This is a genomic window from Streptomyces sp. NPDC007872 (genome assembly GCF_042868165.1).
In the GTDB taxonomy this organism is placed as follows: domain Bacteria; phylum Actinomycetota; class Actinomycetes; order Streptomycetales; family Streptomycetaceae; genus Streptomyces.
Genome location: NZ_JBIAEA010000001.1, coordinates 100110 through 112760 on the forward strand (window position 1 = coordinate 100110; position 12651 = coordinate 112760).

The following is a 12651-nucleotide window of genomic DNA, read 5'->3' on the forward strand; positions in this document are numbered from 1 at the left end:
GGAGGGTGTCCGGAAAGTCATGGGAGCCGGAGCCGGAAGCAGGTGAGGGTGGCCATGGCCTGGTGGCGCCGGGCCCGTTCGTCGTGGCGGGCGGCCGGGTCCCGGTTCCGCTTGAGGCGGTTGAAGCAGCGCTCCATGACGTTGCGCCGCCGACAGACGGCCTCGTCGAGGCGGCAGCGGGTTTCGCCACGGCGGATGCGGCCGCCGATCTGCTCGACCCGTTCGGGGATGGCGCAGTCGATTCCACGTCCTCGCAGGTGGGCACGGACCTTCCGGGCCGATTGGCCCTTGTCCGCGACGACACGGTCGGGCCGGGTCCGAGGTCCTCCCGGGCCCGGCCGGATGACCTCGATCCGATCCACGACCGCCTCGAAACGGGTGCGGTCGTTCACGTTTCCGCCGGTCAGGGTGGAGGCGAGGGGCCGGCCTTGCCTGTCGCGGGCGAGGTGGATCCTGCTGGTCAGCTCGCCGCGCGACCGGCCCGGCGCCCCGCCTTCCCGAGGCCCTTCCTCGGGCCCGGCCGCGTGCTGGCGGGCCCGCACCGTGGTGGAATCCACGCAGACGATGATCCGGTCCACCTGTCCGACGGCGCAGGAGTGCTGCTGGACGTGGGCCGGCGAGCGGTCCCAGGCGCCGTCGGCGGACCAGGGCCGAAAGCCGTTCACGGACCGTCTTCCACGGCCCGTACCGCTCGGGCAGATCCCGCCGGGCCGCACCGGCGGACGGTTTCCACAAGATCCCGTCGACGATCTGGCGCCGGCCCCGCACCGGCCGGCCCATCCGGCCCGGCCCCGGCAACGGAGCGATCAACACCCACGACTCATCCGCCAGTTCGTGTCGACGCACCACGAACGGAGCAACGAGCCGTCCGCTTTCCGGACACGACCCAGGGACGGCCCGTCCGGGGGCGGTCCGCGGTCCGTCGTGGCGTCAGAAGCGCACGTCGGAGCAGGCGTAGAAGGCGTTGCCTGTGTCGGCGACGGTCCAGACGCCGAGGATGAGGTGCCGGCCGCTCTTCTGGGGCAGGACGCCCGTGTGGCTGACCGTGGCGGTGGGCTGCCGTCCGCCGAACGGCACCGTCAGGAACGGCTGCGGGTCCAGGTCGGCCCTGGTCAGCGGCTTGGTCGGGTCCCAGCCGTCCTTGGTGACGTAGTAGCGGAAGTCCGTGGTGGCGTGGCGTGCGGTGATCCGCCAGACGAAGGTGTGGTTCCGGCCGGCGGTGAGGGCGGTGGCCGGCCAGTTCCCGCCCCGCGGGTCGTCCAGCTCGGAGAAGCGGCCGTTGCCGCCCGCGCAGATGGTCCCGTCGACCGGTCCGCGCGCGGGGAAGCCCTTGGGTCCCTCCACGCTCGGCGGCTCCCACTGGATCTGTCCGCATCCGCGGACGGTGCCGTTGCCGCACAACTGCTGGCGGCTGACGGGCGAGTCGGTGTAGCCGTGGCCCTGGGCGCTGCCGGTGGCGGTGAGCAGGGTGCCGCCGACGAGGCCGAGGCCGAGGAGTAAGGAGGTGATCTTCCTGCGCATGACGTGCTCCCGTGGTCCTGGAGGGCGAGTGGGGGCGGACGCGTGCCCCGGCCGTGCCGCCGGTCCGAGGAGTGGGGACGGAGCGGCGGAACGGAAGGCACAACCGGAGGACACGCGTCCGATGCGGTCTAGACCAAGTGAAAGGCTAGACCCGCCACTTGAACATGTCCATACCAATGGAGGGTGCGGCGTCCCCCGTCCGCGCAGGCACACCGGGCGTTCGCCGGAACGAGTGACGCCTCCCCAAGGGCTTGACGAAGAGGGGAGGTTGGCGCCTTTCGGATGCCGCATCCGGGCGAGCGAGGGGGCTCCGCTTCGTATCCTGTGCGTGTTCATCGCATGACGCACTGTGCAGGGAGTCTCTTGTTGGGTACGCAGTCTCGGACGACCGGTGCCGGCTCGTCCTCCCCCTCGGCGGACGGGTCCGGAGCACCGTGGCACGAGCGGGCGCGGGACGTCGTCGCGTTCGGCGGATTCGATCCGCGCCTCGCGGCCGAGGCGGAGGAGCTGGCGCTCGCGGGCGGCCTGACCCCGCGCGACCTCCGGATCCTGCTGCTCGTGACGGGCGACCACCCCGGGTGGCTCCCCGCCCGGAGGTGTGCCCTCGCGGCCCTGGACGCCCGCCCGGAGACACCGCACCAGGTACTGGCCCTGCACGCGCAGTTGGAGGCCTGGGCGCCGCCCGCGTACGCGGAGTCCTCCGAGCGGGCGCCGCACGGGGAGGCCCTCCACCGGGCGGAGTTCCGGATCGGCCCGGCCGACGCGGTCGTGAACGGCCCCGCCCGGACGGCCCCTTCGCCGGAGCGGGCGCGCCGGGCGGCGGCCGACGCCATGCTCCGGGCCCTGGCCGGCGTCGGGGCGGAGCGGCTGCGGCTCCCGGGGATGACGGCGGAGCTGTTCGACTCGCTCCTGAGCACGCGCCTGGAGAGCGCGGCGTATCCGGGCGAGGAGCTCCACGCCGAACTCGTACGGCGGGCGGCCGCCTCGCGGCTGCGGCACCGCGACGCCCTGCGGCTGCTCTTCGACACGACGGCCCCCGGGTGGCGGGAGGTCCGGCTGCTCGCCCTCGACCACACGGCACGGGTGCCGCCGACGGCGGCGACCCTGCTCCAGTGGCGGGCCGAGGCGTGCCGCGCCGGACTCCGCCACACGGCGGTGGAGCGCTCCGGGGGCTTCGCCTCGGTGTGGAGCTGGGAGGAGGCCGACGGCCGGGTCCGTACCGGCCCCGAGCGGGTCTCCGACGACCGGCGCGCCTCCCTGCACGCCGCCGCGGTCGCCCTCCTGGCCCTGCTGTGCGGGCTGCCCGAGCCCCGGGAGCGGGTCGTGGAGAGGCCCCGGAAGGCCCCGCCCCGGATCCAGCCGGTGCCCCGGGGCGAGGACCCGGTGAAGTACCTCAACAAGTACACCCAGTTGGAGGTGATCACGAAGCCGGAGCTCGGTGTCGTCTCCAGGCCGAAGACCATCGTCTGCACGTACACGTGCCGGCACGTGGCGACGGGCAGGACGGTACGGGGCGCGGGCACGGCACGGATGAAGGGGGACGCGCGCCAGAAGGCGGCCGCGGCGCTCCTGGAGGAGCTGGCCCGCCTGGACGCGCGGCCCGCCCGGCGGCCGGAACGGTCCGCGCCTCCGGCGCCGCCCTCCCCCGCGCCCGTCGTGATCCCGAGGCCCCGGCCGGCGGGTCCTGCGGCCGCCCTGCCGCCGGGACCGGCGACGGCCCCGCCCGCGGGTCCGTCGGTGTTCCTGCCGGCACCGCGCGCGGAAGCACCCGTGGCGCCGGAAGGGCCGGTCCCGCCGGAAGGCCCGGTGGTACCGGAAGGCCCGGTAGTGCCGGAAGGTCCGGTCGCGACAGAAGGCCCCGTAGCACTGGAAGCCCTCACCGCGCCGGAAGGCCCGGTGCCGCCGGGGAACCCCGAGGCCCCGGAAGCCCCCGTGGCAGCGGACGTGCCGGAGACCCCGTGGGAAGGGCTGTCGGCCGGTGCCGTGGCCGGTGAGGCGCTCGCGGCCGGGTGCGCCCTCTCCCTCGTCCCCCCGGTCACGGGTGGGCCGGCCGCCGGGATGTTCCTCTACCGGGCCGACGGCGCGCCGATGCCCGAGGTGCCGCTGCCCGCCCCGCTCGCCGCGACCGTCCGCCGGCTCGGCGTACCGGCGGCCGACGGACTCGTGGAGGTGACCGGCTGGCACCTCCCCCTCGCCGAGGCCGTGCCGCTCCTGCTCGGACGGTCCCGGTCCGCCGCGTGGCACCCCACGGCCGTGGAGTGGGAGCAGGCCGCGCGCCTGGGCGTACGCCTGGTGGCGGCCGGACTCGTCCGTCCGGCGCTCGGCACCGACGGGACCGGCCGGTGGAGGGTCGGCCCCCTTCCGGACGCCGCCTTACAGGGCGTGGACGAGCTGGCGCACCACATGTCGCCCCACGCCCACGCCGTCGTCGGCGACGGCCCCGCCCCGCCGGCGCGGGACGCGGTGCTCGTCTTCCTGGACTCCGTGGCCGACGGCCTGGTGCGTACGCCCGCGGCGGTCATGTTCGGCTCCGGCCCGTTCACGGGCCCCGCCGGGGAGCGCGTCCCGCCCGCCGAGGCCGAGGCGGTACGGCCCTGGCTCGACGCGCTGGAGGACCGATGGGACGACGGACCGCCGCCCCGCCTGGTCCTGGAGATGGGAGAGCCTTCCGAGCGGGAGGCCCTGGCCGGGCGCCTGACGGGCCGTCTCCTGCTCGACCCCGGACCGGGGCGGGAGGGGGGCGAGGTCGCGGCCCATCTGCTGTGGTCGGGGCGCGCCTTCCCGCGCGGTGTCGACCGGCACCGGTCGCGCGAGCGGGTCGGGCGCCGTCTGGAACGGCTGGAGCGGCTGTGTCCCGGCCTGTCGGGACTGGCCTCGCGGCCCGGGGCGTTCACGGTGGACGCGGCGGGCATCGCGCGGCTCCTGCGGGCGGAGGAGGAACTGGCCGCCGCCGGCCTGCTGCTGCGCTGGCCGGACCGCCTGCGCCGGGGGCTCTCCTCGTACGCGGTCGTCGGCACCACGACCGCGACGGCCGGCGGCACCGGGGCGCCCGGGTTCGGTCTCCGGGCGCTGCTCGACTTCCGCTGGCAGGTCGCGCTCGGCGACGACACCCTCGACGAGGCCGAGATGGACGCGCTGGCCGAGGCCGCCCGGCCGCTGGTACGGGTGCGCGGCCGCTGGGTGCTGCTCGACCCCACCGTGCGCGCCCGCGCGCGGCGCCGGGAGCTCGGCCGGCTGGCCGGGGTCGACGCGCTCGCCGCCGCGCTCACCGGCACCGTCGGCGTCGACGGCCACCAGGTCCCCTGCCGGGCGACCGGTGACCTGGCCGGTGTCGTCGCCACGCTGCGCCGGGGCGAGCACGTCCCCCCCGTCGCCGTCCCGTCCCGGCTGAGGGCCGTGCTGCGCGGCTACCAGGAACGGGCCCTGGCCTGGCTCGCCCACACCGGCGGGGTCGGGTTCGGGGCCGTGCTCGCCGACGACATGGGCCTCGGCAAGACCCTCACCGCGATCGCCTACGTCCTCCACCGCCACGAGACGGGGCACACCGGCCCCGTCCTGGTGGTGTGCCCGTCCTCCCTGGTCACCAACTGGCAGCGGGAGATCGACCGGTTCGCCCCGGACCTGGACGTGGTCCGCTACCACGGCGCCGACCGGAGCCTCGACGCCGTCGGCGGGCACACGGTCGTCCTCACCACCTACGGCGTCCTGCGCCGGGACGCGGAACTCGCGGCCGTCACCTGGGACCTGGTGGTCGCGGACGAGGCCCAGCACACCAAGAACCACGCCTCGGCGACCGCCCGGGCCCTGCGCTCGCTCCCCTCCACGGCCCGCCTCGCCCTGACCGGCACCCCCGTGGAGAACAACCTCTCCGAGCTGTGGTCGCTGATCGACTGGGCCAACCCGGGCCTGTTCGGCACCCTGGAGGCGTTCCGGTCCCGGTACGCGGCCGCCGCCGAACGCGAGCCCGACGGCCCCGCCGCCCGGGCCCTCGCCCGCCTCGTCGCGCCGTTCGTCCTGCGCCGCACCAAGAGCGACCCCGGCATCGCGCCGGAGCTGCCCGCCAAGGTCGAGACGCGCAGGATCGTCGACCTCACCCCCGAGCAGGTCGCCCTGTACGAGGCCGTCGTCCGGGAGACGATGGACCGGATCGCCGGCTCCTGTGCCGCCACCCGCTCCGGCCTGGTCCTGAAGCTGATCACCGCGCTCAAGCAGATCACCAACCATCCCGCCCACTACCTGCGGGAGACGCACCCCGGGCCCGCGCACGTGCGGCGGTTCGGCCGGAGGTCGGCCAAGCTGGAGGCGCTCGTCGAGCTCACCGGGGCGATCGCCCGGCGCGGCGAGGCCGCCCTCGTGTTCACGGGGTACGTCGCCATGGGCCGGCTCCTGGAGGAGCACCTCGCGCATCTGGGCCACCGTCCGCTGTTCCTGCACGGCGGCCTGGACGCCGGGCGGCGGCAGGAACTGGTCGACACCTTCCAGGGCGGCGGGGCGCCGCTGCTCGTCCTCTCCCTCAGGGCGGGCGGCACCGGCCTCAACCTGACCCGGGCCAGTCACGTCGTCCACTTCGACCGCAGTTGGAACGCGGCGGTCGAGGACCAGGCGTCCGACCGGGCCCACCGCATCGGCCAGCGACGGACCGTCACCGTCCACCGGCTCGTCACCCGGGGCACGATCGAGGACCGGATCGACCGGCTCCTCGCCCACAAACGCGCCCTGCAGAACACGGTCCTGGCCTCCGGCGGCACCGGCCTCGCCCGTCTCACCGACCGCGAACTCACCGAACTCGTCCGTCTGGGGGCGCCCCGATGACCGCCGTCCCGCCCCGCCGGCACGCCGCCGCCGGGCCCCTTCCCCGTACGCGCCCTTCCGCCGGCCCCCCGGAGGGCGGCACGGCGACCGGCGACCGGGCGGTCCCGGCCGCTCCGGCGTCCGGGGCGCCCACGGCCGCCGGGGCACCGCGCCTCCCCGCCCAGGGCGTACGGACCGGGGCCCTGCCGCCGCTCCCGCCGCTCGATCCGCACGGCACCCCGCCGGTCCTCGACGCGGTCACCGCCGAACCGCCCGCTCCGCTGCCGGACCTCGCCGCCCTGCGCGCGCTCGTCCGGGACGCCGCCCGGCGCGCCGCCTCGCTCCTCCAGGGCCACGTCCCCGAGGCCCACGACACCGCCGCCGACATCGTCCGCTTCACCGTCGGCACCGGCGGCGCCCACCTGGAGACCGCGGCCGCCCACCTCGGGCTCACGCCCCTCCGGATGCGGCACCTGACCGCCGCCTACCACCACGGCGGTCCGCACGGCGTCGCCGCCTGCCTCTCCCCCCGGCCCGCCGACCCCGCCGTGCTCGCCGGTGCGGAGGCCGCGATCCGGCCGCTGCGCCCCTTCGCCGAACCGCCCGTCGAGCGTCGCCGCGACCGGCTCACCGACCCGCCCGCCGGGGTGGAGCTGCGCCACGGCCCGGACGGGCGCTGGTACCCGTACGCCCACCTCCACGGCGCCTGGCAGCCGGTGGCGGGGCCGCACCGGGACCCCGTCCGCGCGTACCGGGCCGCCCGCCTCGCGCTGCGGCGGCACCGCTGATCGCGGGGGCGCATGCGGGTCGGGCGCCTGGGTAGCCGGGCCAGTGACCTGAGGAAAGGAAAAATGCCATGAAACCGTCACGTCTCGTGTTCAAGCCGCTCTCGCTCGCCGTGAGCGCCGGGACCGGCGTGCTCGCGGGGGCCGCGTTCAAGAAGGCGTGGCAGCTCCTGGGACACGACGACGACACTCCCGACGCCACCGACGAGCACCGGGGCTGGGGAGAGGTCCTGGTCGCCGCCACGCTGCACGGCGCGATCTTCGCCCTGGTGAAGGCCGCCGTCGACCGCGGCGGGGCCACGGCGGTGCGGCGCGTGACGGGCACCTGGCCCGCCTGAGCCCGCCCCGAACCGACGGCCCGGAGGGCCGCCCCCCGCGGGGGGCGGCCCTCCGGGCCGTTCGGGACTCACTCGCCGGCGGTCGTGATCCGGGCGCAGGCCTTCACGACCTCGTGGAGGTCCAAGCCCTCGTCGCGCAGGGCCCGCTGGCGGTCCGCGCCGCCGCCGTGGGCCAGGTGCGCGGCGATCCCCTTGCGCGCGTCGTCGAGGTCACCGGTGTCCGCGAGGGCCTCCTCGACGTGGTCGAGGAGTGCTTCGTACGCCGTCTCGACGGAGGTCTCCTCCAGGGTGAGGGGGTGGAGGAGCGGCCCCCGGAGGCCGGACCGGGCGGCGCGCCAGGACGCGAGCCGCAGGAGACCGGCGGAGACGGGGGCGGCGGGCTCGCCCTTGCGCCAGGCGCGGGCGGCGGTCTCCACGAGGCCCCGGGCGAGGGTCGCGATGAGGACGGTGGTGTCGGGCTCCAGACAGACGTCGGCGACCCTGATCTCCACGGTCGGGTAGTTCGCGGAGAGGCGGGCGTCGAAGTAGATCATGCCGGAGTCCCGCAGGACGCCGGTCTCCACCATGGCCTCGACCTGCTGGTGGTACACCTCCGGGCTGCCGAACAGCTCGTACGGGCCGGCCGACGGCCAGCGGTTCCAGACGCGGCTGCGGTAGCTGCTGTACCCGCTGTCCTCCCCCTGCCAGAAGGGGGAGTTGGCGCTGAGCGCGTTCAGGAGGTAGAGCCAGGGCCTGATCCGGTCGAGGACGGCGACGCCCTCCTCGTCGGAGTCCACGGCGACGTGGACGTGGCAGCCGCACGTGAGCTGCTCCTTGGTGGTGAGGGCGAACTGCTCGGCCATCCACCGGTACCTCTCGCCCCGGTGGCGGGACGGCTCGACGGGGACGGGCGAGGTGGCGAGGGCGGCGACGACCGCGTCGGACTCCCGCGCGTACCGCAGGGCCTCGCCCCGCCACCGTACGATCTCCTTCCGCATCTCCGCCATGTCCGTCAGCGGCTGGGTGGAGAACTCGAGCTGCTCCTGGTGCAGCTCCTTCTCGAAGACCTCCCCCGCCTCGCCACCGCGCAGGGCCGCCGACGCCAGTACCGCCGACGACACGGCGAACGGCTCGCCCGTCCTGGCGTTGACGAGCATCAGCTCTTCCTCGACTCCTACCGTGCGCATCGGCTCTCCTGATTACTGCTGTTACTGCGACGAATGCCCCGCGCCGCCGGCCGCCCCGGGAGGGGCCGCGAGCGGTGCGGGACAGGGACTTTCTCCCCCGTATGCCCACTTCCGCCTCGGTGACGCACTTCGCTTCGCGCTCCCGGCGGGTGTTCTCGCACTCCGCCGGTACGGGCCGGAGTCCGGGCCTTCCGTTCGTGCGGGAGCGTCCGCTCAGCCGTAGGTGACGGTGACCCGTTCGAAGCCGAGGGCGCGCAGGAGGCCCTGGAGCATGGCGGTGGTGTTGCGTTCCGCCCGGGTGGTGAGGTCGCTCTCCTTCGCGGCGTCGCCGATGCGCTCGGCGGCGAGGACGTTGACGGCCTGCTCGCTCGCCGGGTTGTCGGAGAAGAGGTCGCCCAGCCGGTCGAGGAGTCCCCGCTGTTTGGACACCGTGTAGGAGCGTTCGGGGTCGAGGAACGGCTGCGCGAGCCGGGCGTGCGGCAGGCGGAGGGTGGCGGTGGTGCGCTTCTCGTCGACGGTGACGGCGTTCTCGCCGAGGCCCGAGAAGTCGACGTAGGCGCTGACGCTGCCGCCGGCCACGTAGAGCGTGCGGGTGCCGCGGATCGCGTCGGGCAGGAACCGGGCGTCCTTCTCCAGGTCGACCACGACCTGGTAGGCGCCGGCGGCCCCCTCGTGGCGGTTCATGTCCTGGATCGACTTCAGCACGGCGGGGCCGGAGCGGTCCTTGGTCTCGGTTCCGAACAGGTCGCCCAGGCCGGGCGGGTGGAAGAACCGGCCCAGCAGGACCAGGACCAGGATCAGGGTGAGGAGCGCGGCGGCGAGGGGCCATCCGCGGACGGACCGCCCGGTCCGCCGGCGCTCGCGCGAGGGTCTGTTCTCCGTGTCGTCTGCCATGCGCGTCTGGTGCCCGCCTCGTCCGGGGGGCATGCGGAACGCGGCTTCTTTCGGCGGTGGTTGGGGTTTCCGTGGCCGCTGTGGCCGGTGTCGCGCCGGGGCGGCGCGCATGGGTTGCCGCGCCGCTTCCCGGGTAGCCGCACCCCCTCGGAGAGACCTGACCCTGGGGGCGGAACATGAGGATGTGGACACGCGGTCGGAGCGCGGACAAGGCGGTGGCGGCCGACGATCCCGTACCCGCCGCTCCTGCCGTACCGGCCGAGCCGCCCCGGGAGGAGCCCTCCCGGGGGAGGGAGCGCCGGGAGGAGCCGCGGCGGCCGGGCCTGGCGGTCCGGGCGCTGGTGGCCCTCGTCGCCGTCGTCGGCATGGTGGCCTTCGCGATCGTCCTGGCCCGGCTCACCCTGAACGCCTCACCGGCGTCCGTACCGCTCACCCACAGCAATCTGACCCCGGGCAGTTCCATCCGCGCGTACCTGGGACAGCCGGAGTTCGTGGAGACGGTGAAGCAACTGGGCGGCAACGTGCTGCTCGGCGTGCCGTTCGGCATCCTGCTGCCGCTGCTCTCGCTCAGGACCCGCGGACTGGTGCGCGTGGCCCTGCTCACGGTCGTGACGATGCTGCTCGTCGAGCTGGTGCAGGGCGCCCTCATCACGGGGCGCGCCTTCGACATCGACGACGTCCTGCTCAACACCACGGGCGCGCTGCTCGGCTATCTGCTGATCGGGCGGCGGCTGGGCCGTGCGGTGCACCCGCGCGTCCGGCGCCGGTGGTGGCAGCGACGGAAGGGCACCGACCGGGCCCTGGCCGCCGACCGGTAGGCGCGCGGGCGGGACGGACGGCGGCCGGACGGCCGGGCCGGGGTCAGGGGCCGGCGACGAGCCGGCCGAGCCGCGCGGCCGGAAGGTCTCGTCCCGTTCGGCGACGAAGTCGGCCGTCTTCGCGCGTTCCTCACCGCCGAACAGCTCCGCGGACCGCGCGTTCATGGCGGTGATCCGCTCGGCGAAGGTCCCCTCGCCGGGTGGCAGGACGTCGTCCCGCTCCACCTCCTCGCCGGGCTGGACGAGGGAGGTGTACCCGGGGTGGACGACCGCCAGGTGCGCGCCGACGTCACCCACCGACCACACGGGGACGCCCGATCCCGCGTCCGGGTCGGGCACGGCACGCAACGGCCCGACCAGGCGCGGGAGCGCGGCGGCAAGGGCGGCGCGGGCCCTCTCGTGCTCGGTGACGGGATCGGACGTCGTGACGGTGCCCGCGCCACTCCCCCGAGTCGCGGGCGGATCCGCGGATCACCGTCGAGTGGCACGGCTGCGACAGCCCTCGCACCGGATGGATCCGGGGCATCCCCGCCCAGCTCAGAAGTCGCTCAACTCCCTTGCCGGGGAAGCCTGCGAGCGGGCAGCGTCGTCTCCGCCACCGACCAGTGGCCTTCGGAGGGGGAACGGGCATGGGGATCGAAGAGGGCCGCCTCGCGGCGGGTGTCGTCGCCGCGCTGCTCACGGGGGCGGGCGCCTGCACGTCCGGCGGCGAGCCGGCGGCCCGGCCGAAGGCGACGGCCGGGCCCGCCTGCGAGGACGGGACCTACGCGTGGTTCAACGTGGACAGGCGGGACGTCCTGACCGGCGTCGCCGAGAAGCAGAGGCTCGGCAAGGAGGGCGGCGTGCTCACGCGCGAGATGACGCCGCTCCACGTGCCGCGCGTCGCGGTCGCCTTCGAGAGGGGACCGGGGATCGACGCGAAGGCCGTGCTCCGCTCCCTGGGCACCCGTACCGGAGACGCGGACGACGATCCGGGGTTCACCGACGTGCACAGGCCCGCACCGGATCCCCGGGCGGTCACCACCGACATGGAGGGCGCCGGGACCTTCGTGAACTACTCCTGGGTGAAGCAGGTCGTCGCCGACTTCACGTACACCTGCGGGGACGGCGGACGGACGACGGGCCGCGCGACCAGTTGGGTCGTCAACGGCTCGGGGGTCCTGGACTGCTCCCTGCCCGCCGAGGACGCGAAGGAGGGGGATCCGGCCCTGGCGGCGGCGCGCTTCTCCTGCGACCCCCACGACCCGGCCGTGAAGCCCGGCAAGGGCCGGCCCGCACGTCCGGCGTCCTCGTGAACGAAGCGGTCCCCGGAGGCCGGGGCCGCCGTCACCGGTCGGTCCCGGCCCACCCCCTGAGGAGTTCGGCGAGGGCCTCCCGCGCCCGGACGCCCTTGGCGTCGTCGCCCCTGAGGGCCGGGGCGAGTTCCACGTGCAGGAAGGTCGCGTCGAGGTGTTTCGCCGTCCGGCCCTGGACGTTCGTGGTGCCCTCCAGGGGACACCGGTCGGACCAGCCCTCGCAGACGCGGAAGCGGCGGTCCTCCATGAGGGCGGCCAGCCTTCCGGCGTCCGCCGGGGCCGTCCGCGCGGCGCCGGTGGAGACGATGGCGTCGTAGGGGCGGTCGGAGTCCTTCGCGAAGCCGTGGACCTGGACGCCGGGGACGCCCCGCTTCTGGAGTTCCGTGATGACGACGTGGAACGCGCTGTCGGTGCGGTGCGCCACGTCCGCCGCCCCCTCCTCCCCGGAGGTGCGGTGGGCACCGGCCACGACGAGCGCGCCGCCCGGGGCGCTCTCCAGGAGGCGGGCCCCGAGGGTCTCGGTGCCGCGGTCGGAGACCGGGTGCGGCACCTGGACGCTCCATCGGACCGCGGCGTCGGCGCTGACGTACAGCCGTCCCCACCGCGACTCGACGCCCGACCCCCGGGCGGCGACCTCGTGGTAGCGCCGGCCCGAGACGGCGTCCGTGAGCGTGGTCACACGGAAGCCGATGCCGGAGAAGTGCTTCCCGGCCCCTTCGAGGTCGCCGCCCAGGAGCGCCCCGACGCCGTGCGCGAGGCGCTCCCGCCGGTCGTCGTCGAGGGGCGTGTAGGGTTCGCGCTCCTTGGCCCGCCCGGCGTACTCGGTGATCCGGTCCTCCAGGTCCACGAGTTCACTGGCCGGCGGCCGCTTGCCCTCCGCGGCGTTCCACGGTGCCGTCTGGCAGCCGACCAGCGTCGACACGGCGACGAGCAGAGCGAGAACGTGAAGAGAAAGTGATGATCCCGTGATGCCTCGTGGGCGGTTGATCTTGGTACTCGTGTGAAGATCGTCCGGTGACATTCTGTGATTCTCTCCCCTTCGG

General features: G+C 75.2%; 10 protein-coding genes. 5 read left to right on the forward strand and 5 right to left on the reverse strand.

The features are described 5' to 3' along the window. Positions 1–17 precede the first annotated feature (17 nt). Both ACFYNX_RS00415 and ACFYNX_RS00420 read right to left on the reverse strand, forming a co-directional pair. Positions 18–849, reverse strand: a protein-coding gene (locus ACFYNX_RS00415) for an IS5 family transposase (protein ID WP_388655992.1) whose coding sequence is annotated in 2 segments (ribosomal slippage) — positions 18–656 and positions 658–849 — 831 coding nt in all. Because the reading frame shifts where the segments join, the coding sequence is not laid out codon by codon here. Positions 850–930: 81 nt separating this feature from the next. Continuing rightward, on the reverse strand, positions 931–1521 hold the full coding sequence (locus tag ACFYNX_RS00420; RefSeq protein ID WP_388655995.1) for a lytic polysaccharide monooxygenase: 591 nt from the start codon (positions 1519–1521) through the stop codon (positions 931–933). A 366-nt stretch (positions 1522–1887) separates the two neighbouring features. On the opposite strand from ACFYNX_RS00420, the gene ACFYNX_RS00425 reads away from it, so the two are divergent. The 3 genes from ACFYNX_RS00425 (at position 1888) to ACFYNX_RS00435 (ending at position 7435) form a co-directional block, all read left to right on the forward strand. Next, positions 1888–6333 carry an SNF2-related protein gene (locus ACFYNX_RS00425; protein WP_388655997.1) on the forward strand — a complete coding sequence of 1482 codons (4446 nt, stop codon included), beginning with the start codon at positions 1888–1890 and terminating at the stop codon, positions 6331–6333. Continuing rightward, positions 6330–7100, forward strand: coding sequence for a hypothetical protein (locus tag ACFYNX_RS00430; protein ID WP_388655999.1), 771 nt, complete (start codon positions 6330–6332; stop codon positions 7098–7100). The genes ACFYNX_RS00425 and ACFYNX_RS00430 overlap by 4 nt, the downstream gene beginning before the upstream one ends. Positions 7101–7168: 68 nt before the next feature. Then, positions 7169–7435 (forward strand): DUF4235 domain-containing protein, encoded by a 267-nt coding sequence (locus tag ACFYNX_RS00435; RefSeq protein ID WP_388656001.1) that lies wholly within the window; start codon positions 7169–7171, stop codon positions 7433–7435. A 68-nt stretch (positions 7436–7503) separates the two neighbouring features. Here ACFYNX_RS00435 and ACFYNX_RS00440 read toward each other — a convergent pair whose 3' ends face one another. Together ACFYNX_RS00440 and ACFYNX_RS00445 are read right to left on the reverse strand one after the other, a co-directional pair. After that, positions 7504–8601: a glutamate--cysteine ligase gene (locus tag ACFYNX_RS00440; RefSeq protein ID WP_388656003.1), complete on the reverse strand. Its 1098-nt coding sequence runs from the start codon at positions 8599–8601 to the stop codon at positions 7504–7506. 213 nt (positions 8602–8814) lie between these two features. Further along, a complete protein-coding gene (locus tag ACFYNX_RS00445) occupies positions 8815–9495 on the reverse strand; it encodes a DUF4230 domain-containing protein (protein ID WP_388656004.1) in 681 nt (226 codons plus the stop codon). 182 nt (positions 9496–9677) lie between these two features. Between ACFYNX_RS00445 and ACFYNX_RS00450 the strand changes: the two genes are divergently transcribed. Continuing rightward, positions 9678–10313 carry a VanZ family protein gene (locus ACFYNX_RS00450; protein WP_388656007.1) on the forward strand — a complete coding sequence of 212 codons (636 nt, stop codon included), beginning with the start codon at positions 9678–9680 and terminating at the stop codon, positions 10311–10313. 629 nt (positions 10314–10942) lie between these two features. Beyond that, positions 10943–11608, forward strand: coding sequence for a hypothetical protein (locus ACFYNX_RS00455; protein WP_388656010.1), 666 nt, complete (start codon positions 10943–10945; stop codon positions 11606–11608). Positions 11609–11639: 31 nt separating this feature from the next. Here the strand turns inward: ACFYNX_RS00455 and ACFYNX_RS00460 are convergent, their stop codons facing one another. Further along, the gene (locus tag ACFYNX_RS00460; protein ID WP_388656013.1) at positions 11640–12530 is read right to left on the reverse strand and encodes a hypothetical protein; all 891 of its coding nucleotides are present in this window, start codon (positions 12528–12530) and stop codon (positions 11640–11642) included. Positions 12531–12651: the final 121 nt, after the last annotated feature.

What these genes read in the sequence shown, in the direction of transcription:
- ACFYNX_RS00435 (WP_388656001.1), top strand. Translation starts at nt 7,169, where the DNA reads ATGAAACCGTCACGTCTCGTGTTCAAGCCGCTCTCGCTCGCCGTGAGC.
- ACFYNX_RS00420 (WP_388655995.1), bottom strand. Translation starts at nt 1,521, where the DNA reads ATGCGCAGGAAGATCACCTCCTTACTCCTCGGCCTCGGCCTCGTCGGC.
- ACFYNX_RS00450 (WP_388656007.1), top strand. Translation starts at nt 9,678, where the DNA reads ATGTGGACACGCGGTCGGAGCGCGGACAAGGCGGTGGCGGCCGACGAT.
- ACFYNX_RS00445 (WP_388656004.1), bottom strand. Translation starts at nt 9,495, where the DNA reads ATGGCAGACGACACGGAGAACAGACCCTCGCGCGAGCGCCGGCGGACC.
- ACFYNX_RS00430 (WP_388655999.1), top strand. Translation starts at nt 6,330, where the DNA reads ATGACCGCCGTCCCGCCCCGCCGGCACGCCGCCGCCGGGCCCCTTCCC.
- ACFYNX_RS00440 (WP_388656003.1), bottom strand. Translation starts at nt 8,601, where the DNA reads ATGCGCACGGTAGGAGTCGAGGAAGAGCTGATGCTCGTCAACGCCAGG.
- ACFYNX_RS00455 (WP_388656010.1), top strand. Translation starts at nt 10,943, where the DNA reads ATGGGGATCGAAGAGGGCCGCCTCGCGGCGGGTGTCGTCGCCGCGCTG.